This is a genomic window from Actinacidiphila sp. bgisy160 (assembly GCF_965342435.1).
Classification (GTDB): domain Bacteria; phylum Actinomycetota; class Actinomycetes; order Streptomycetales; family Streptomycetaceae; genus Actinacidiphila.
In genome coordinates this window covers 1-18,985 of the sequence record NZ_CBDRCM010000033.1, presented here as the reverse complement: position 1 = coordinate 18,985, position 18,985 = coordinate 1, and the positions used below count along the sequence as shown (strand labels likewise).

Here is an 18,985-nt window from a genome sequence, read left to right as displayed (position 1 = left end):
GCGGCCTCAGCAGCCGCAGTCGTCCGCGCCCACGGGCGCGGTCAACGGGTCGGCGGGGCGCCGCTGCGCGCCGTCCGCCGTCTCATGGGCGAAGCCCTCGCGGATCCAGTACTCCATGCCGCCGAGCATCTCCTTGACCCGGTAGCCGGCGCTCGCCAGGGCGTGCGCGGCGCGGGTGGCGCCGTTGCAGCCGGGGCCCCAGCAGTACACGACGACGGGCACGTCGCGGTCGAGGAGGGCCGCGGCGAGCCGCGGGACGTCCGCGGTGGGCAGGTGGACGGCGCCGGGGACATGACCCTGCTCCCAGGCCTGGGTGGAGCGGGAGTCGACGACGACGAAGCCGGGGCCGGCGCCCGTCTCCGCCGCCGTGGCGAGGGCGGCCGCGACGTCGGACACGTCGGCGTGGAAGGCGAGGCTCGCGGCGAAGTACGCGGCGGCCTCGGCCGGCGCGGCGGGCGGCACCCGCAGCACGGGGTTGTCGACGGGGGCGGGGGTGGTCGCTGGAGCTGTCCGTGTCGTCATGGCGGCAAGCCTATGAGCCGCGCGCCGCCACTCGAAGGGCCGTTCCCCGGCGTAAGCCTTCCCGGCCGGGGATTTCCCTGGTAGTCAGGGGATATGACCGTGGATTCCCTCGACGCCACCGACTGGCGCATCCTGGACGCCCTGCAGCGCAACGGCCGGGCCGGCTACGCCGAGCTGGCGCGTACCGTGGCGATGTCCCCGAGCGCCGTCACCGAACGGGTCCGGCGGCTGGAGGAGGCGGGCGTGATCACGGCATACACGGCCGTGGTGGACCTGGAGCGGACCGGCCGCCCGATCCTGGCGTTCGTCCGGCTGCGCTACCCGCACGGCAACTACAAGCCCTTCCACGATCTGCTGGAGTCGACCCCGGAGATCCTGGAGGCCCACCATGTGACGGGGGACGACTGCTTCATCATGAAGGTCACCGCCCGTTCGATGCGTCACCTGGAGGAGATCACCGGCCGTGTCTCGGGCCTGGGCTCGGTGACGACGAGCGTGGTCTACTCCTCACCGCTCGCCCGCCGTGCGGTGGCGCAGGGCTGACCCCCGCTGCCCCTTGACGACCTGCAACTGGGCGGGTACGCGCTGCCGGAGCTCCGCGACGTGGCTGACGATGCCGACGGCGCGGTCCCGTTCGCGCAGCCCGTCGAGGACGTCGAGCACCTCGTCCAGGGCCTGCTCGTCGAGGCTGCCGAAGCCCTCGTCGACGAAGAGCGTGTCGAGGCGGGCGCCGCCCGCCTCGTCCGTGACGACGTCCGCGAGACCGAGGGCGAGGGCCAGGGAGGCGAAGAAGGTCTCGCCGCCGGAGAGTGTGGCGGTGTCGCGCTCGGTGCCCGTCCAGGCGTCCACGACCATCAGTCCCAGGCCCGACTTGACGTTGCGTGAGGCGCGGGCGTCGGTGTGGACGAGGGTGTAGCGCCCCGAGGACATGCGGTGCAGCCGGGCGCTGGCCGCGGCCGCGACCTGTTCCAGCCGGGCGGCGAGAACGTAGGTCTCCAGCTCCATGCGGAGCGTGTTCTCCCCGGCTCCGGTAGCCAGGTCGGCGAGACGCCGCAGCCGCGCGTACTCCTCGCGGGCCGGGGCGAGCGCCCTGGTCCCGCGCAGTGCCTCCGCCCGCAGCCGGCCGAGGGCGTCGCGGGTGGTGTGCGCGGCGGACTGGCGGGCGGCGGCCTCGCGCAGCCGCGCGGTGGCGGACTCCACGGCCCGCCGGGCCGCTTCGGGGTCGGCCGGGGGCAGCGCGGCCGCCTCGGCCAGGTCCAGGGCGGTGAGTTCGGCGGTGACCGCGGCCTCCTCGCGGCGCCACTCCTCCGCTCGCCGCCGCAGCCGCCGCAGTTCCGTCTCCTGCAGCACGGCGGCGGCCGCCGCCTCGGGCGTGGGGAAACCGGCCTTGTAGGCGGCGTCGGCCAGGTCGGAGTCGGCCTCCTTCAGCGCGCGGGCGGACTCCTGCCCGGCGCGGGCCGCCCCGGCGGCGGTCGCCGCGCGCTCGGCGTCCGCCGCGAGCCGGGCGCGGCGCTCGGCGACGGTGGCGTACGGGCCACGGGCCCGCGCCAGCCGGGCGGTGAGCTCGGCGTCCTCCCGGTCGAGGAGTTCGCGGCGGGTGGTGAGAGACGCGAGCCGGTTCCCGGCCTCGACGCGATCGGCGCTGCGGCGGGTGTGCTCGGCGAGGGCCCGGTCGAGCGCCTGGCGCGCCTGCGGCGCTTCCGCGGCGGCACGCACGGCCGCCGCGTACTCCTCCTCCAGCGCGTCGTGGGCGGCGGCGAGTTCGGGCTCCGGCTCGGGCCCCGCGACGGCCAGGGCCGCGTCGTGGGCCGCGGTGAGGCGTACGACCTGCTCCTGCGCGGCATCGCGGGCGGCGGCGGCCCGCTGCTGGGCCTCCTGCGCGGCCTCCTCGTCGGCGCGGCCCACCTGGCGGCCGGTGGGACGGGCGGGGTGCGGGTGCTCGGTGGCCCCGCAGACCAGACAGCCCTCGCCGGGGCTGAGCTGCGCGGCCAGTTCGGCGGCGATGCCGTTGATGCGGGCCTCGCGGACGTCCTGCCAGTGGTCGCGGGCGTCGGCGGCCGCGTCGCGCGCCGTGCGCAGCCGGTTCTGCGCGGCGAGCAACGCGGTGGCGTGGGTGTCGCGTTCGCGGGCGGCGTCGAGGCGGCGGCGGGCCCGGTCGAGGGCCCCGGAGAGCTCGGCGGCGCGGGTGGCGGCGGACTGGGCGGCGTCCACGGCGCGTTCGCGGCCGAGGCGTTCGGCCTCCCAGCCGTCGAGCCAGGCGGCCGTGTCGGCGATCAGCCGCTCGTCCTCAGCCGCCTCGCGCTCCACGCGTCCGCGTTCGCGGGCCAGTTCGGCGGCGCGCTGCTCGTCCCGGCCTGCGTCGGCGAGGCCGCCCAGCTCCTCGCGGAGCCGGTTCTCGTACTCCGCGAGCTGTTCGGCGCCCGCCTCGTACTGCTCGGCGGGCAGGCCCGCGCGGGCGGTGCGCTCCGCGGCGGCGGCACGCGCCTGCCGGGCGGCGGCACGCTCGCGCCGCTCCAGCGCCGGCGCCACGCTCGCGGCCCGCTCCGCCGTCTCCAGCAGCTCCTGTTCGCGGGCGCGGGCCTCGCGCTCGCCGGCCAAGTCGTGGGCACGGCGTTCGGCCGCGGCGTGCCGGCGCTGCCGTACGGCGAGTTCGCGTACCGCCTCGGCCTCGCGCTGGACCCGCTCGTGCGCACTCTCCGCGGCGGTCACCGCGAGGTCGGCGATGTCGGCGCGTTCACGGGCGGTGGTGGCCAGGACGGCCGCCCAGCGCAGGATGTGCGGGGCCAGTTCGGGGTCGCCGGGCGCGACGCCCTCCGGCAACGGCCCGGCAAGGGCCTCGGGGTCGTCGCCGGCGGCCTGGCCCATGCGCTCGGCGAGCCGCAGCAGTTCGTCGTCCCCGGCGGCGACCCGCTGCTCCGCGGCCCGCCGCTCGGCCCTCAGCCACTCCTCGACGGCCTTGAAGCGGCGGGTGTCGAAGAGCTTGCCGAGCAGGGCGGCCCGGTCGGTGGCGGTGGCCCGCAAGAAGGTGGCGAACTCGCCCTGGGGCAGCAGCACGACCTGGCAGAACTGCTCCCTGCTCATGCCGATGAGCTGCTTCAGCTCCTCGCCCGCCTCCTGGTGGGACTTGCTGAGCGCCCTCCACTGCCCCGCCGTGTGCTCGCGCAGCAGGGTGACGGCCTTCTCCATCGTGAAGCCGGTGCCGCGCTTCTTGGGGCGGGGCTGCTCGGGGCGCCGGGTGATCTCCAGCCGCCGCCCGCGCACGGTCAGGTCGAGCACGACCTCGGTGAGCGTGTCCTGATCGGCGTGGTCGCTGCGCAGCCGGTTGCCCTGCCGGCTGCCGGGGACGCCGCCGTACAGGGCGAAGCACACCCCGTCGAGGACGGAGGTCTTGCCGGCGCCCGTCGCGCCGTGCAGCAGGAACAGCCCGGCCGCGGCCAGCTCGTCGAAGTCCACCGTGTGGCTGCCGGCGAACGGCCCGAAGGCGGTCAGGGTCAGACGGTGCAGGCGCATCAGTCGGTCTCCGCCCGTACGGCATCGTTGCGGACCGCGTCGAAGGCGTCCCGCAGGACACCCCGCTCCGCGGCATCAGGCCCGGCGCCGCGCACGTGGGCCACGAAGTCCTCGGCGATCTGCCGGTCGGAGCGGCCGCGCAGGCGCTGCGCATACGAGGCGTGGGGGCCGGCGTCGACGCGTTCGGGCTCGAAGGCCAGGGCCAGGGCGTGCGGGAACCGCTTGCGCAGGCGGGCCATGGGCTCGTGCGGACGGTGCGGGTCGGTGAGGGTGGCCTCGACCCAGGAGTTCTCGTGCCGTTCGTGCGCCGGATCCTCGAGGAGTTCCTCGAGGCGGCCACGGAGCCGGGCCAGCGGCCGGGGCACGGGACAGTCGACCCGCTCGGCGGCCACGGAGCCGTCGGGGCCGAGGTCGACCAGCCACATGCTCTTGCGGTGGTCGGCCTCGGAGAAGGAGTACGCGAGCGGCGAGCCGGAGTAGCGCACCCGGTCGGAGATCGTCTGGCTGCCGTGGAGGTGGCCGAGGGCCACGTAATCGACGCCGTCGAAGACCCCCGCGGGCACGGCCGCCACGCCGCCGGCCGTGATGTCCCGCTCGCTGTCGCTGGGGGCGCCGCCCGCGACGAAGGCGTGCGCCAGCACGACCGAGCGGGTGCCCGCGGGGCGCGCGGCCAGGTCGGCGCGGACCCGCGTCATGGCGGCGTTCAGCACCTCGGCGTGCCCGGCCCGGTCGAGAGTGAACTCCTCACGCACCAGGGCGGGTTCGAGGTAGGGCAGGCCGTACAGGGCGACCGGCCCGTGCCCGTCGGCCAGCACGACCGGCGTGGCGCAGCCGGCCGGGTCGGTCCGCAGGTGGATCCCGGCGCGGTCGATCAGGCCGGAGGCCACGCCCAGCCGGCGGGCGGAGTCGTGGTTGCCGGAGATCATCACCGTGGGCACGCCGAGGGCCGCGAGCCGGTGCAGCGCGTCGTCGAAGAGCTCGACGGCGGGCAGCGACGGCAGCGCCCGGTCGTAGACGTCACCGGCGACGAGGACGGCGTCGACGCGCTCCGCCCGCACCGTCGCCACCAGGTGGTCGATGAACGCCGCCTGGGCGTCGAGCAGTCCGACCCGGTGGAAGGACCGCCCCAGATGCCAGTCGGAGGTGTGCAGCAACCTCACCGTGGCTCTCCCGCCCGCATGTCGTTCCTCCGGCTCGCTTTCCGCATGCTCCGCACGGGCCCCGGTGTCCCCACCGGTCCCGTGCGCTCCGAGAGCAGGCTATCCGGCACCACTGACAGCGCGTCGCGGGAGTCCGAACTCGGGCAAGGTCGGTCAAGCCGTGTCCCCGCCCAGCCGTACGATGACCGCCATGACGCGGGCGACTCCGGCAGGCGACTGATCGACGGCCGCTTCGAACCGCTGGAACGACTGGCGGCGGCATGGGCCTGGTGTGGCGGGCCTGCGACACCGCCCTGCGCCGCGAGGTCGCGCGAGGCGGCGGCGGAAGTGCGGGAGCGCGTACTGCGCGGGGCCCGCGTGCTGTGCCGGCTCGGTGCGCCACTCGATGTCGCCACGATCCACCACATCGGCAAGGTCACCGGCGTCATGGCCGCGGTCCGAGCTCCCGGACGGGCGAACCCCGGCGTGTGCGGGTGACCGGCCGCCGGGCGAGACCCCACCGTGGGGCGGTGCACGCACTCACACCCGCGGCCGGGGCGGCCGTCATGGCGACCGGTATCCTCTCCGCCGGGCTGCGGCTGACCGGGCACGAGGGGGCCGCGCTGGCGGCGCTCGCCCTGGCCGTGGCGGTGTGGGCGGTGTGCGCGGGCGTGTTCGTCGCACGGCTTGCCCGGGGCCGGGAGCGGTGGTGGCGGGAGGCGTCGACGCCTGCCGGACTGACGGGCGTGGCGGCCACCTGTGTGCTCGGCACGTGTCTGTCCCTGCAGGGGTGGCAGGAGGCCGCGGCGGTCGCGCTGACGCTGTCGGCGGTACTCTGGCCGCTGCTCCTCGTGCCGGTGCTCCGGCGCTGGGAACGGGGCTTGCAGGGTGCCGTCTTCCTGGTGTGCGTGGCGACGGAGGGCCTGGCCGTCGGCGCGGGCACCCTCGCGGTGCCGGACCGGCTGCCGTGGCTGTGCCAGGCGGGCCTCTCGCTCTTCCTCCTCGGCCTGGTGCTGTACGGCATGGCGCTGGCCCGTTTCGACCTGCGGGAGGTCCGCTCGGGCGCGGGCGACCACTGGGTCGCGGGCGGGGCGCTGTCGATCAGCGCGCTCGCCGCCGCCAAGCTGACGATCGCCGCCGATCCCCGCGGCCCCCTGGGGTGGGCGCCCGGCCTGCACGGGACGCTGCGCACGGTGAGCCTGGTCCTGCTCGCGGCGAGCCTGCTGTGGTTCCCGGTGCTTGCGTACGCCGAGGCGCGGTGGCCGCGCACCCGCTACGACGTCCGGCGCTGGGCCACGGTGTTCCCGCTCGGGATGACGGCGGTGGCGAGCCTGGTCGTGGCGGACGCCGCCGCCCTTCCCGTCCTCGACGAACTGGGGCGTGCCCTGCTGTGGCTCGCGGTCGCCGTCTGGCTGCTGACGGCGGCCGGGGCGGCCCGCGCCTGGTGGCGTTCGGCGCAGCGCCGGTGCCCTGGGCGCCCGCGATGACCACGTGCTGCCCGGCCCGGCGGTCGGCGATCCGGGCGCCGAGCCGCGGCCCGCGCGAGGCTCGGAACAGTGGATCGACCGGATACGGCTGCTGCCGGGACATCGGGGGCGCGGCCCCGGGCGGCGGTTGACCGAGGCCGGCCACTTCCTCGGAGCACCGCCTTCCGGGCCCGGACCCGGTCACACGTCCACGAAGGCGCTGCCCGACACCTCGACGCGCGCGGTCCCTGCGGAGGCGTCGGCGAGCCAGGTCCGGAATGCGGCCAGTTCCTCCTCCGGCACGCCCAGCTCGATACGCACGTCCACCGCGCCGTAGGTGACCCCGCGCACGGCGCGCCCGGCGGCGCGCAGGTCGTTCTGGATGCGCCCGGCCCGCTGGTGGTCGGCGACGACGGTGACCAGGGCGAGCTTCTGCCGTTCGATCGTGCCGAGGTCGTCGAGCGCCGCCGAGACCGCGCCCCCGTAGGCGCGGACCAGGCCGCCCGCGCCGAGCTGGATGCCACCGTAGTAGCGGGTGACGACGGCGACGACGTCGCGGACCTCACGGCGCAGCAGCACCTGCAGCATGGGGGTGCCGGCGGTGCCGCCCGGCTCCCCGTCGTCGCTCGCCTTGTGGATCCGGCCCTCGGCGCCGATCACGTACGCGAAGCAGTTGTGCGTCGCCCCGGCGTGCTCCTTGCGGACGCGGGCGATGAACTCCTGCGCCGCGTCCTCACTGGAGACCGGCGCCAGGGCGCACAGGAACCGCGAGCGCTTGATCTCGCTCTCGTGGACGTGCTCGCGCCCGATCGTCAGATACCGCTCCACCACCCCGCCACCCTACGGGAACAGTCAGGTGCGTCCTCTGGTTGACTGCTGCGGACCGGATCGAGGGAGGACGACGTGCACGAGGACGACGCGGCGGTGCGGGAGATCCTGACCGGCCTCGGGAACACGTGGGCGGTGGTGGGGCTGTCCAACAACGCCTCGCGGGCGGCGTACGGCGTCGCCGCGGTGCTGCAGCGCTACGGCAAGCGCGTGGTGCCGGTGCACCCGAAGGCCGAGACCGTGCACGGCGAGCAGGGCTACGCCTCACTGGCCGACATCCCGTTCCCGGTCGACGTGGTGGACGTCTTCGTCAACTCCGGCCTGGCCGGCGCCGTCGCGGAAGAGGCCGTCGCGATCGGCGCGAAGGCCGTCTGGTACCAGCTCGGCGTGATCGACGGGGCCGCGTACGAGCGCACCCGGGACGCGGGGCTGCTGATGGTCATGGACCGCTGCCCCGCGATCGAGATCCCCCGGCTCGGATAACCGGCGTCAGCCGCCGGGCTTCTCGGCCTCCTCCAGCTCCGCCGGCCGCCGCAGTGCCGGACCGAGGGCGCGGCGGCAGGTGCCGAGCCCCTTTCAGGGGCCGCCGTCCTTGTCGAGTCGGTCCGGGAGGGTCCGCGCGGTCCAGCGGCGGGGGCCGAGGGCGGGGTCGTCCGGTTCGGCCCAGTGCAGGGGTGTGGCGACCGTGCCTGGGGGGCGGGCGCCTGCCGGGGCGGGCATGCGGATGCGCCGTCAATCCGCTGTGTACGGCCTGATCACCTGTTGTAGCGTGCGCACATGCCCGGTTTCGTACGTCCTGCCCGACCCGATGACGCCGCCGAGCTGGTACGGCTGCGGCGGCTGATCTTCCTGGCCATGAGCGGCCGGGACGAACCCGGCCCCTGGGAGGCCGCCGCCGAGGAGCGGGCCCGCGAGCAGCTCGCCGGGGGCGGTGGGCGGTTGCTGGGGGCGTTCGTGGTGGACGGCGATCCCGCGGTCGCGGACGGGCCGCACCTGGCGGCGTGCGCGGTGGGCCTGGTCGAGGAGCGGCTGCCCGCGCCAGGGCACCCGGCGGGCCGGTTCGGTTTCGTCTTCAACGTCTGCACCGACACCCGCCACCGCGGCCTGGGGTACGCGCGGGCGACGACGGAGGCGCTGCTCGCGTGGTTCGCGGAGCAGGGCGTGACCCGGGTCGATCTGCACGCCACCCCGGAGGCCGAACCCCTGTACCGCAGCCTCGGTTTCGCGGAGCACTCGATCCCGCTGTCGCTGGACCTGTCGCGGCGGCCGGCCGGCGGAGAGCGGGTCAGCGGAGGGGCGGCTCCGCGATGAGCGCCGTGGCGACCCTGTGGAAGCCGAGCCGGGCGTAGATCCTGGCGACGTCCTCGTCGCCGGCCGAGAGGAACACCGTGGTCAGCCCGCGTTCGCGGGCGTCGGCGACGAGGGCGCCGGTGACCGCGAGGGCCAGCCCGCGGCGGCGGGCGCTGGGCAGGGTGCCGACGCCGACGATCTCGCAGACCTCGCCCACGGGGTTGTACTGGCCCGCGCACAGCGCGGTGCCGCCCTCGACAGCCGCCGCGTGCACGGTGAGGCCGGCCCGGACGCGGGCCTCCGCGGTCGCCACGAGGCCCGGGGCGGCGTGCAGCGGGAGCGCCGCGGACAGTTCCGCCCGCCCGGCGGTGCCGATGCCCGTGCCGGGCTGCGCGAAGGCCAGGTGGGGGACGGTGAGCGCGGTGGGCAGCGCCGGATCGCCGGGCGCGAGCAGTCGTACGCTGACGTCCGCGGGGAGTTCCGGCAGCAACGGGGGCGGGGCGAGCGGATCGAGCACCATCAGCGGGTGCTCGTGCACATCGAGGCCGGACGCCAGCGCCGCCTCGCGCAGTGAGGGCGTGGTCTCCGCGACCCACTCGAAGCACTCGGGGACGCCCAACTCGCGCTGGCGGGCCCGGACCCGGTCCACGTCGGCCCTGGCCACGGGGCCGTCCGTACCAAGCGCCGGGCGGGCGTAGAAAGGCCAGCCGACGCCCTCACGCACGAAGAGGGTGAGCGGTCCGTGCTCCTCGGCGCGGGCGCCCGCGCGGGGCACGGCGTCGTAGTAGCGCTCCAGGCGGTCCAGCAGCTCCGTCACGCGGGGAGTCCCAGCCCTTCCAGCAGCTCCACACCGGGCAGCGACGCCAGCGCCTTGCCGGGCACGAGCAGCTTGCCGCGCCGGCGGCCGCTTCCGATGATCACGTACGGGGTGTCCGCGACCGACGCGTCCACCAGCAGCGGCCAGGCGGCGGGCAGCCCGATCGGGGTGATGCCGCCGTACTCCATGCCGCTCTCGCCCACGGCGGTGTCCATCGGCGCGAACGAGGCCTTGCGGACGCCGAGGTGACGCCGCACGAGGCCGTTGACGTCGGCCCGCGTGGTGGCGAGGACGACGCAGGCGGCGAGCGTGACCTCCGCGCCGCGCTTGCCCGCGACGACCACGCAGTTCGCGGACTGCTCCAGGCCGACCCCGTACGTCTCGGCGAAGACCGCGGTGTCGGCCTTCTCGGGGTCGGTGTCGACCAGCAGCAGCTCCTCGACGGGCACCTGCCCGCTCCAGGCGCTCAGTGCGGCGGCGACGGGGGCCGGCAGCAGGTCCTGCCGCTTCACGGCGGGGTGGACGTCGGTGAAGGTGCCGATGGGTGCGCGCATGTCCGGAACGCTAACAAATCCCGGGAGTTGGCGGGCGTGCCGTCTCATGGTTGGGACGGCGAGGACGGAGGCGGCCGGCGTCGTCCCCGCCGTCCCGCTGCCACGCCGCGGGCGCCGTGCGGCCCGCGGACCCGGCGCGGACGGCGTCGCCACGACCGCGGTGGGGGTGGCGCAGCGGCAAGCGGTGTTCACGACCCTGACGGCGGAGGCGTCCGGCGCCGGTGACCGGGCGCTTCCCACCGCTGGTCGTCCGGCACGCCCGCGACGTCGCCGCGGGCCGCGGCCCTCGCCGTCTCTGCGCGGCGGAGCGCGCCGGGTCGCTGTGGGACGCGGGCCCCGCGGGCGTCGCGGCCAACGGTTCCCACGATCCGGCCGCGCGCCCTCGCCCCCTCGGGCAGCGGCGTTCGCGCCGCCCCGGCTCACCCACCGGTTGCCGGGTTTGCAATACCCCGTGCCGTTTCGGCAACCTGGGTGTGTGGGAGTCACGAGGAAAGAGGTGCTGGACGCCGTCGGGCCCCGGCTGCGGGAGCTGCGGCGCCGGCGCGGGATGACGCTCGCGGAGCTGGCCGGGCGGACGGGGATCAACGAGAGCACCCTGTCCCGTCTCGAGGGCGGCAGCCGCAAGCCGACGCTGGAGCTGCTGCTGACCCTGGCGGAGGTTTACGCGGTGCCGCTGGACGAACTCGTCGGCGCGCCCCGCACCGGCGATCCCCGGATCCACCTCCGGCCGGTCACCCGCGACGGGCTGACGTACGTGCCGCTGAGCAGGCCGGGCGGGATCCAGGCGCACAAGCTGCTGATCCCGCCGCTCCCGGGCACGGAGCCCGAGTTGAAGACCCACGAGGGCTTCGAGTGGGTCTACGTCCTGGCCGGCCGTCTGCTGCTGCTCCTCGGCGACCGGCGCGTGGTCCTCAAACCGGGCGAGGCCGCCGAGTTCGACACCCATGTGCCGCACTGGCTCGGCCCCGACGGCGAGCACCCCGTCGAACTGCTCGTCCTGTTCGGGCGGCAGGGCGAGCGGGCCCATCTGCGGGCCCGCACCGCCTGAGACCGGCGCGACCGGGGGTCAGGCCCCCTGCAGTGGATCCACGCCGTGCGCTCGCGTACCGAGCACGCGCCGCGTCACCTCCGCCTCCATCCGTCCGCCGAACACCTCGGCGTCGCCGGCCCCGCGCGCCCGGGCGGCCGCGCGGGCGTCGGCCGCCAGCAGGTCCATGACGACGGCCGCTGCCGCGGTCGTCCCGGCCGCGGCGGCGGCCGGAACGCCCGCCATCAGGTCGCTCACGTTCCCCGCGGCCCACACGCCGTCGACACCCGTGAAGCCGGAGGCGTCCACCGCGAGGTACTCCCCGAAGCCCGCGGGATGTTCCCGCACCGCCAGACCGAGGTCGCCGAGGAAGGACGCCCGGGCCGTGAAGCGCGGGGCGACCGCGAGCACGCGGACGGGCACCACGTGCCCGGAGTCCAGGCGCACCCCCGCCAGCCGGTCCGCGCCGTCGGTCTCCAGACCGCTCACGGCGCCCTCGACCACGCCGACACCCAGTCCGGCGAGTTGTTCCCACTGATCATGCGTCAGATCAGTGCCGGGGCCCAGGAACAGCGTCACGTCCTCGGACAACTGCCGGAACAGCAGGGCCTGGTGGAAGCTCCCGAGGACCCCGATGGCGGTGTCCCGGGCCTCCCAGCCGTGGCAGAACACGCAGTGCACCACGTCCCTGCCCCACCGCTCCGCGAGTCCCGGCAGGTCCGGCAGCTCGTCGACCAGGCCGGAGGTCACCAGCACCCGCCGGGCCGCCGCCCGCCGCCCGTCCCCGCACTCGACGACGAAGTGACCGCCGTCGCGGTGGATGCCCGTGACGCGGCCGGCCACGACGCGGCCGCCGTGGGAGGCGACCTCCTCCCGCCCCTTCCGCAGCAGTTCCAGCGGGGCGATGCCGTCGCGTCCCAGCAGTCCGTGCGCCGCGGCGGCCGGGGCGTTGCGGGGCTCGCCCGCGTCGATCACCAGTACCGACCGCCGTACCCGTGCCAGGGTCAGCGCGCCGGACAGTCCGGCCGCTCCTCCCCCGACGACCACCACGTCCCACACCCCGCCCGGCGCCCCGAGGCCGTTGTCGCTGCTGTCGCTCTTGTTCTCGTCCATGGTGGCACGATCGCCCCGGCCGCCGGCGGGGGGCAAAGTTCCATGCCGATTCGGCAAGAAGCGCCGGACGGCCGTCCGGTCAGGCCTCGGAGGTGAGCTTCTGCTCCAGCCCCGCGAGGAGTTCCGGCTCCAGCCCCGCGAGCGCGGCCAGCTGCTGGTGCGTCGCGCCGGCGGGGATCGGCCGCGGCGCCGGGGTGCGCAGCGGCGGCTCCCAGCCCCGCTCGGGCGTCCAGCGCCGGACGACCCGGGCCGGCGCGCCCGCCACCACCGAGTGGTCGGGGACCTCGCCCCGCACGATGGCCCCCGCCGCGACGACGACGTTCCGCCCGATCCGCGCCCCCGGCAGGATCACCGCGCCGGCGCCGAGCCAGCTCCCCGACCCGATCTCGACGGGCGCCGAACGCGGCCACTGCCGGCCGATCGGCTCGTGCGGGTCGTCGTAGGAGTGGTTGTCGCTCGTGACGTACACGTACGGCCCGCAGAAGACGTCGTCGCCGAACACGACCGGCCGGGAGGCGATGACGTGGCTGCCGCGGCCGAGGACGACGCCGTTGCCGAGCCGGACGACGGGGTCGGGTCCGAGGTCGAGGCCGGGCATCATCCCGGCCGTCAGGGTGACCTGTTCGCCGATGATGCAGCACTCGCCGAGGTGGATCCACCGCTCGCCGAAGATCGTCCCCTGCGGGAACGCCAGCCGGGTGCCCGCGCCGATCCGGCCGAAGCGAAGCGGGCCGGGGCGGTCGGCGGAGACGGCGCCCGCGCTCTGGACCCACCGCCAGCCCCGGTGCACCAGGCGCGAGACGGCGCGGCGGCGCCAAGCCGCCGCGGAGGAGAACAGGTTCTCGTTCTTCGGCACCCGCTCACCGTACCGAGGGGGCGGGGGCGCGGCCGGGCGATCAGATGTGATGTGCGCCGCGTTCCGCCCACGCGACGGCGACCTTGGCGGCGAGGCGGACGTTGCCGCGCACCGCGGCGAGGTTCGCCTCCAGGCTGGCCCCGCCGGTGTGCTCGACGAGGTGCCCGAGGAGGAACGGTGTGACGGCCTGCCCGGTGACGCCCTCGCGTTCGGCGGCGGCCAGTGCCTGCGCCAGCACGCGGTCGTGCAGCGCCGGGTCGAGTTGCTCGTCCTGCGGCAACGGGTTGGCGAGGATCACGGCGGAGGGCGGGCCGTCGAGGTCGTCCTGGGCGGCCATGACGCGGGCGGCCTCGTCGGGTGTGCGGACCGTCCAGTCCACGGGCTGCCCCGAGCTGCTGAGGTAGAAGCCGGGGAACTCGGTCGTCCCGTAGCCCACGACGGTGACGCCGAGGGTCTCCAGTCGCTGCAGGGTGGCGGGCACGTCGAGGATCGACTTCACACCGGCGCACACGACGGTGATCCGGGTGCCGGCGAGCAGCCGCAGGTCGGCGGACTCGTCCTGCTCCTCGGTCCAGCCGCGGTGCACACCGCCCAGTCCGCCGGTGGCGAAGACCCGCAGCCCGGCGCGGGCGGCGAGGAAGGCCGTGGCCGAGACGGTGGTGGCGCCGCTGGCGCCGGTGGCGACGGCGACGGGCAGGTCGCGGTGGCCGAGCTTGCGCATCCCCTCGTCGCCGGCGACGCGCTCCAGGCCCTTCCCGTCGAGCCCGATGCACGGCACACCGTCCAGCACCGCGATCGTCGCGGGGACGGCGCCGGCCTCGCGCACGGCGGCCTCGAGCTCCAGCGCCACCTCGTGGTTGCGGGGGCGGGGCAGACCGTGGGAGATGATCGTCGACTCCAGGGCGACGACCGGGGTACCGGTTTCCAGCGCGATGATCACTTCGTCGGAGAACTTCAGCACGCAGTACGCGCTACCCGCCACGCGATCGGCGCAATCACCGGACTACGGTGATCCCCATGACGGACAGAGCCTTGATCGCGGACGTCGCCGGACGCACGCCCCGGCTGGACCCCGCCGCATTCACCGCGCCGACCTCGGTGGTGCTGGGCGACGTGACGATGGCGGCCGGCGCGAGCGTCTGGTACCACGCGGTGCTGCGCGGCGACTGCGAGTCGATCAGCGTCGGCGCGGGGAGCAACATCCAGGACAACTCCACGGTGCACGCCGACCCCGGTTTCCCGGCGGTGATCGGCGCGGGCGTCACGGTGGGCCACAACGCGGTGCTGCACGGCTGCGTCGTCGAGGACGACGTGCTGGTGGGCATGGGCGCGACGGTCCTCAACGGCGCGCACATCGGCACCGGCTCGCTCGTCGCGGCGGGCGCGCTCGTCCCCCAGGGGATGCGGGTGCCCCCGGGCTCGCTGGTGGCGGGCGTACCGGCGAAGGTGCGCCGTGGGCTCACCTCGGAAGAGCGGGAGATGGTGCGGATCAACGCCGAGCACTACGTCGGTCTCGCCGACGCCCACCGGGCCGCCTTCGCCCGGGACTGACCGCCCCGGACCCGGCCGCTCAGTCGGTGGTGACCGCCGCCACGGCGTCCGCCTCGGGCGCGGCCTCGTGGGCCTGCGCCGCGGCCTTGGCCCGGCGGCGCACGATGAGGAAGGAGCCGAGCCCGATCAGCACGGCGGCCACCAGGCCGAGCCACGAGAAGCGCTTGAGCCACGGCTCGGCGACGATGCCCACGTAATAGATGACGGCCGTGGTGCCGCCCGCCCACACGATGCCGCCGAGGACGTTGGCGGTGAGGAACTTCCAGTACGGCATCTTCAGCACGCCCGACAGCGGGCCCGCGAAGATCCGCAGCAGCGCCACGAAGCGCCCGAAGAACACCGCCCACATGCCCCAGCGCGTGAACGACGCCTCGGCGGTCGCGATGTGCGCCGGTGAGAAGTGCTTGGGGAAGCGCCGCCCCAGGCGGTCCAGCAGCGGCCGCCCGCCGCGGCGGCCGATGGCATAGCCGATCGAGTCGCCCACGATCGCCCCGGCCGAGGCGCAGACGCCCACCACCCACGGGTCCACGTGCCCCTGGGAGGCCAGCAGGGCGGAGCTGACGAGGATGATCTCGCCCGGCAGCGGGATGCCCAGGCTCTCCAGGCCGATCACGAGGCCCACCAGCAGGTAGACGCTGACCGGCGGGATCGTGCCGAGCCACTCCTGGACGTGCAAGGCCGCTTCCTCCCCCTCGGGCGGTCGGATGTCGGTCGGCGCGCACACGCGCGCACGTCGTTGCAGCGTAGCCGACCGGGCGCACCCCCCGTGCCGCCCGCGTCGGCCACCGCGCCGGGCACCGGGATGCGGGAGGGTCCACGTGGCTGAGGTCACAGCCGTTGCCGAGCCCGTGCGCGCGAGGCAGGAGCCGGCGGGGTCGGCGGCGAACTGTTGCTCCGCGGCCACGGGTTCCGGCCCTTGGTCGCGCCGTGCCCCAACTGCCGTGCCCTGCAGACCCGCGGCCGCGAGGAGTCGCGTGCGCTCCTCGCGGCGGGGGCGTCGGCGCGGCACGCCCGCTGGACGGACCGATCCCCGACGTCTCGGACATGGCCGGATGTTACCAGCAAGTAATCAACGCTTCCGTGGAACCGCGACCGCTCAGCCCCTAGTGTTTCGAGCCATGTGGCCAGGACAGCAGCAGCCGGGGGGACGGCAGGATCCGCAGCAGCCCCCGCAGAACCAGCCCCAGTGGGGGCACCAGCAGCAGCCCTCCCCGCACCAGCCGCAGCAGCACCCCGCCTACCAGCAGCCACCGCAGATGTGGGGGCCGCCGCCGGGGCCTGGGGTGCCGAAGCCGCCCGGCGGGCGGCGGGGCGCGGCGATCGCGGTGTCGGTGGTGGCCGCCGTGGCGGTGGTCGCCGCCGGTGTGCTGGCCGCCGTGAAGCTCAACGGCGGCGAAGAGAGCCCGCAGGCGGGGCCGTCCGTCAGCGCCTCGCCGGCCGCCTCCGAGAGCGCCCCGGACTCCACCGCCCCCCCGCCCTCGGCGACGTCGGGCGAGGAGGGCCCGGGCCCGGACGACGCCCGTGGCAACCCCGGCGAGGACACCGTCGAACCGGTCGTCCCCGGCTGGCAGACCGTCGTGCGCAGTGACATGGGCGTCGCCTACGACGTCCCCAAGGACTGGACGGTCAAGCCGCAGGGCCTGCTCATCGGCTACGAGTGGGACAACAACCGCGTCGTCACCGGTGGCGCGGCCGTCCTCGACGAGAAGTGGTGCGGCACCGACGAGCGCGGCCTCGCGGGCGTGAAGGGCGGCAAGGGCGCCAAGAGCCTGAAGACCGAGGCCGCCAACGAGTCCTACAACTGGGCGTACGGCAAGTACAAGAAGGAGGGCGGCACCAAACTCACCGAGACCGCTCCCCGTGCCTACACCAACGCCCAGGGCGTGCGGGGCTGGGTCGCCTCGACGCGCGCGACCGGCATGAAGGGCAAGTGCGCGGCCGACGGCACCTCGTACAGCTTCACCTTCCTCGGCAGGGACAAGGAGGTCCGGTCCTGGCTGATGATCGTGGACAGCGGCTACGCGGGCGCGCTCGACGCCGGAACGGTGGCGAAGGTCCGCGACAGCGTCCGGCTGGTCGGCTGAGGTCGCAGCCCACCCCGCCGCCGGCCCGGAAACCGGTTTGCCAAAGACCGGCCCGGCGACGATAGTCCCCTGGTGATACGCGACGTCTCCCACCGGCCGCGCTTCCCGGACTGGGCCGGCCGCAACTTCCGGCTCCTGGCCGCCTCCGCCTTCGTGACCGGGCTCGGTGCCTCCGGCGCCGTCGTCGCGTCGGCGTTCGCGGTCCTGCAGGCCGGTGGCGGCGGTACGGAGATCGGCCTGGTCGCCGCCGCGCGCACGGTGCCGCTGGTCGTCTTCCTGCTCATCGGCGGCGCGGTCGCGGACCGCCTGCCGCGGCACCGGGTCATGGTCGCGGCCAACTGCCTCAACACGGTCTCGCAGGGCCTGTTCGCGGTCCTGGTCCTGACCGGCCGGGCCGAGATCTGGCACATGGCGGTGCTCTCCGCGCTGGGCGGCACCGGGCAGGCCTTCTTCGCCCCCGCCAACGAGGGCATGCTGCTGTCGACCGTCGACACGGCCCACGCGAGCCGCGCCTTCGCGGTGTTCCGGCTCGGTGTCAACGGGGCGAACGTCGGCGGTGCCGCGCTCGCCGGGGCGCTGGTCGCCCTCGCGGGACCGGGCTGGGTGCTGGCGGTGGACGCGACGTGCTTCGCGGTGGCGGCGGGACTGCGCGCGCTGCTGCGGGTGTCCCCGGCGGCGCTGCGCGACCGCGCGGAGCGGCGCGGCGGCGGTCTGCTGGGCGATCTGCGCGAGGGCTGGCGGGAGTTCGTCTCGCGGCGCTGGCTGTGGGGCATCGTGGTGCAGTTCTCGGTCGTCAACGCCGTGATCACGGCCGCCGACGCCGTGTACGGGCCGCTCGTCGCCCGGGAGCACCTCGGCGGCGCCGGGCCGTGGGGCGCGGCCCTGGCCGCGTTCGGCGTCGGGAACCTGCTGGGCGGCCTGCTGATGCTCCGCTGGCGGCCGCGCCGCATCCTGCTCGCCGGGGTGCTCTGCGTCTTCCCGTTCTCGCTGCCCGCCGCCGCGCTGGCCCTGGCGCTCCCGGTGCCGCTGCTGGCCTGCGCGATGCTGGTCGCGGGCCTGTCGATCGAGGTGTTCGGCGTGGCCTGGATGATGGCGCTGCACCAGGAGATCCCCGAGGACAAGCTCTCCCGTGTGGCGGCCTACGACTGGTTCGGCTCGGTCTCCATGATGCCCATCGGCACGGCCCTGGCGGGCCCGGCCGCCGACGCCCTCGGCCTGTACGGGGCGTTGTGGGGTTGCGCGGGACTGACGGTGCTGCTCACGGGAGCGGTGCTCACCCTGCCCGAGGTGCGGCGGCTGCGGCGCGTCGACGACCCCGAGGCCGGACGGACGGTCGCCCGGGGCGGTCAGCCGACGCCGAAGGAACCGTCGGGCGGGATCGGCGAGGGCACCGCGTCCTTGTCGTAGACCGGCCGTGCCCCCCGGCCGAACACCTCCAGCGCGTCGCCGTCCACCACCCGGGCCGGGAAGACGTCGGAAGCGGTGCGCCGCGCGATCCGGTCCACCGGCAGCGGGGCGCGGCTCGCGGCCAGCACGGTGTTGCCGAAGCGGCGGCCCCGCAGCACCCCGGGCTCGGCGATCAGGCACACCTCGCCGAACAGTTCGCGCAGGCCCGCGATCTGCGGCCGCAGGAAGCCGAAGGGCGCCGAGTCGGCGAGGTTCGCCAGGTACAGCCCGCCGTGGCGCAGCACCCGGGCCGCCTCGGTGAGGAACTCGTACGAGGTCAGGTGCGCCGGCACCCGTGAACCGCCGAAGACGTCCGCCACGACGACGTCCGCCGAGGCGTCCGGGGCGCCCTCGAGCCAGGCACGGGCGTCGTCCGTCGTGATCGCCACGCCGTCGCCGCACGGACCGAGCGGGAGCCGGGTGGCGACCAGCGCGGCGAGCGCCCGGTCGGCCTCCACGACCCTCTGCCGCGAGCCGGGCCGGGTCGCGGCGGTGTAGCGGGGCAGCGTCAGGGCGCCGCCGCCCAGGTGCACCACGTCGAGCGGCGTGCCCTCGGGCGCGGCCTCGTCCAGCACGTGGGCGAGGCGCCGCGCGTACTCGAACTCCAGGTAGGTGGGGTCGTCGAGGTCCACGTACGACTGCGGGGCCCCCTCGACGGTGAGCAGCCAGCCGGCCGGCCGGTCCACGTCCGGCAGGAGCCTGGCCGCGCCGAAGTCCACGTCCTGGGTAACGGGTATGCGTTCGTCGTCCTGCACACGGCAATTCTCCCAGCACGCGCGGGG

At 75.5% G+C, this 18,985-nt stretch carries 21 protein-coding genes; 9 read left to right on the top strand and 12 right to left on the bottom strand.

Features of this window, described 5'->3' with window-relative positions; translation table 11 throughout:
• Nucleotides 1–6: 6 nt before the first annotated feature.
• A complete protein-coding gene (locus ACRWNP_RS23950) occupies nt 7–522 on the bottom strand; it encodes a rhodanese-like domain-containing protein (protein ID WP_431964612.1) in 516 nt (171 codons plus the stop codon).
• Between the two features lie 93 nt (nt 523–615).
• Here ACRWNP_RS23950 and ACRWNP_RS23945 point away from each other — a divergent pair, with 93 nt between their 5' ends.
• Nucleotides 616–1,065, top strand: a complete 450-nt coding sequence (locus ACRWNP_RS23945) for an Lrp/AsnC family transcriptional regulator (RefSeq protein WP_431964610.1) — start codon at nt 616–618, stop codon at nt 1,063–1,065.
• Here ACRWNP_RS23945 and ACRWNP_RS23940 read toward each other — a convergent pair.
• Both ACRWNP_RS23940 and ACRWNP_RS23935 read right to left on the bottom strand, forming a co-directional pair.
• Nucleotides 1,030–4,032: an AAA family ATPase gene (locus ACRWNP_RS23940; RefSeq protein WP_431964608.1), complete on the bottom strand. Its 3,003-nt coding sequence runs from the start codon at nt 4,030–4,032 to the stop codon at nt 1,030–1,032. The genes ACRWNP_RS23945 and ACRWNP_RS23940 overlap by 36 nt on opposite strands.
• Complete coding sequence (locus ACRWNP_RS23935; protein ID WP_431964606.1) at nt 4,032–5,192, bottom strand: exonuclease SbcCD subunit D; 1,161 nt, start codon at nt 5,190–5,192, stop codon at nt 4,032–4,034. Before ACRWNP_RS23935 ends, ACRWNP_RS23940 begins: the two co-directional genes overlap by 1 nt.
• 327 nt (nt 5,193–5,519) lie before the next feature.
• On the opposite strand from ACRWNP_RS23935, the gene ACRWNP_RS23930 reads away from it, so the two are divergent.
• A complete protein-coding gene (locus tag ACRWNP_RS23930) occupies nt 5,520–5,669 on the top strand; it encodes a hypothetical protein (protein WP_431964604.1) in 150 nt (49 codons plus the stop codon).
• Between the two features lie 32 nt (nt 5,670–5,701).
• Complete coding sequence (locus tag ACRWNP_RS23925) at nt 5,702–6,658, top strand: tellurite resistance/C4-dicarboxylate transporter family protein (RefSeq protein ID WP_431964602.1); 957 nt, start codon at nt 5,702–5,704, stop codon at nt 6,656–6,658.
• Between the two features lie 180 nt (nt 6,659–6,838).
• Here the strand turns inward: ACRWNP_RS23925 and ACRWNP_RS23920 are convergent, their stop codons facing one another.
• Nucleotides 6,839–7,468, bottom strand: coding sequence for a YigZ family protein (locus ACRWNP_RS23920; RefSeq protein WP_431964600.1), 630 nt, complete (start codon nt 7,466–7,468; stop codon nt 6,839–6,841).
• Between the two features lie 72 nt (nt 7,469–7,540).
• On the opposite strand from ACRWNP_RS23920, the gene ACRWNP_RS23915 reads away from it, so the two are divergent.
• The gene (locus ACRWNP_RS23915; RefSeq protein ID WP_431964598.1) at nt 7,541–7,948 is read left to right on the top strand and encodes a CoA-binding protein; all 408 of its coding nucleotides are present in this window, start codon (nt 7,541–7,543) and stop codon (nt 7,946–7,948) included.
• Between the two features lie 93 nt (nt 7,949–8,041).
• Here ACRWNP_RS23915 and ACRWNP_RS23910 read toward each other — a convergent pair whose 3' ends face one another.
• The gene (locus ACRWNP_RS23910; protein ID WP_431964596.1) at nt 8,042–8,185 is read right to left on the bottom strand and encodes a hypothetical protein; all 144 of its coding nucleotides are present in this window, start codon (nt 8,183–8,185) and stop codon (nt 8,042–8,044) included.
• A 57-nt stretch (nt 8,186–8,242) separates the two neighbouring features.
• On the opposite strand from ACRWNP_RS23910, the gene ACRWNP_RS23905 reads away from it, so the two are divergent.
• Complete coding sequence (locus ACRWNP_RS23905; protein ID WP_431964594.1) at nt 8,243–8,776, top strand: GNAT family N-acetyltransferase; 534 nt, start codon at nt 8,243–8,245, stop codon at nt 8,774–8,776.
• On the opposite strand, the gene ACRWNP_RS23900 is transcribed toward ACRWNP_RS23905, so the two are convergent.
• Nucleotides 8,751–9,572, bottom strand: a complete 822-nt coding sequence (locus ACRWNP_RS23900) for a GNAT family N-acetyltransferase (RefSeq protein WP_431964592.1) — start codon at nt 9,570–9,572, stop codon at nt 8,751–8,753. The two genes, ACRWNP_RS23905 and ACRWNP_RS23900, sit on opposite strands and share 26 nt — an antisense overlap.
• Nucleotides 9,569–10,126, bottom strand: a complete 558-nt coding sequence (locus tag ACRWNP_RS23895; protein WP_431964590.1) for a YbaK/EbsC family protein — start codon at nt 10,124–10,126, stop codon at nt 9,569–9,571. The genes ACRWNP_RS23900 and ACRWNP_RS23895 overlap by 4 nt, the downstream gene beginning before the upstream one ends.
• Before the next feature lie 547 nt (nt 10,127–10,673).
• Between ACRWNP_RS23895 and ACRWNP_RS23890 the strand changes: the two genes are divergently transcribed.
• The gene (locus tag ACRWNP_RS23890) at nt 10,674–11,174 is read left to right on the top strand and encodes a helix-turn-helix domain-containing protein (RefSeq protein WP_431964738.1); all 501 of its coding nucleotides are present in this window, start codon (nt 10,674–10,676) and stop codon (nt 11,172–11,174) included.
• Nucleotides 11,175–11,192: 18 nt separating this feature from the next.
• Here ACRWNP_RS23890 and ACRWNP_RS23885 read toward each other — a convergent pair whose 3' ends face one another.
• From ACRWNP_RS23885 to ACRWNP_RS23875, 3 genes are all read right to left on the bottom strand, one after another.
• The gene (locus tag ACRWNP_RS23885; RefSeq protein ID WP_431964588.1) at nt 11,193–12,266 is read right to left on the bottom strand and encodes an NAD(P)/FAD-dependent oxidoreductase; all 1,074 of its coding nucleotides are present in this window, start codon (nt 12,264–12,266) and stop codon (nt 11,193–11,195) included.
• A 79-nt stretch (nt 12,267–12,345) separates the two neighbouring features.
• Nucleotides 12,346–13,122 carry an acyltransferase gene (locus tag ACRWNP_RS23880; RefSeq protein WP_431964586.1) on the bottom strand — a complete coding sequence of 259 codons (777 nt, stop codon included), beginning with the start codon at nt 13,120–13,122 and terminating at the stop codon, nt 12,346–12,348.
• Nucleotides 13,123–13,162: 40 nt separating this feature from the next.
• Nucleotides 13,163–14,083: a pseudouridine-5'-phosphate glycosidase gene (locus ACRWNP_RS23875; RefSeq protein ID WP_431964584.1), complete on the bottom strand. Its 921-nt coding sequence runs from the start codon at nt 14,081–14,083 to the stop codon at nt 13,163–13,165.
• A gap of 56 nt (nt 14,084–14,139) precedes the next feature.
• Between ACRWNP_RS23875 and ACRWNP_RS23870 the strand changes: the two genes are divergently transcribed.
• Nucleotides 14,140–14,673 carry a gamma carbonic anhydrase family protein gene (locus ACRWNP_RS23870; protein ID WP_431964582.1) on the top strand — a complete coding sequence of 178 codons (534 nt, stop codon included), beginning with the start codon at nt 14,140–14,142 and terminating at the stop codon, nt 14,671–14,673.
• 19 nt (nt 14,674–14,692) lie between these two features.
• On the opposite strand, the gene ACRWNP_RS23865 is transcribed toward ACRWNP_RS23870, so the two are convergent.
• Nucleotides 14,693–15,349, bottom strand: a complete 657-nt coding sequence (locus ACRWNP_RS23865; protein ID WP_431964580.1) for a DedA family protein — start codon at nt 15,347–15,349, stop codon at nt 14,693–14,695.
• 442 nt (nt 15,350–15,791) lie between these two features.
• On the opposite strand from ACRWNP_RS23865, the gene ACRWNP_RS23860 reads away from it, so the two are divergent.
• Nucleotides 15,792–16,757: a hypothetical protein gene (locus tag ACRWNP_RS23860; RefSeq protein WP_431964578.1), complete on the top strand. Its 966-nt coding sequence runs from the start codon at nt 15,792–15,794 to the stop codon at nt 16,755–16,757.
• A gap of 72 nt (nt 16,758–16,829) precedes the next feature.
• Nucleotides 16,830–18,164 carry an MFS transporter gene (locus ACRWNP_RS23855; protein ID WP_431964576.1) on the top strand — a complete coding sequence of 445 codons (1,335 nt, stop codon included), beginning with the start codon at nt 16,830–16,832 and terminating at the stop codon, nt 18,162–18,164.
• On the opposite strand, the gene ACRWNP_RS23850 is transcribed toward ACRWNP_RS23855, so the two are convergent.
• A complete protein-coding gene (locus ACRWNP_RS23850; protein ID WP_431964574.1) occupies nt 18,104–18,958 on the bottom strand; it encodes a spermidine synthase in 855 nt (284 codons plus the stop codon). The genes ACRWNP_RS23855 and ACRWNP_RS23850 overlap by 61 nt on opposite strands.
• Between the last annotated feature and the right edge of the window lie 27 nt (nt 18,959–18,985).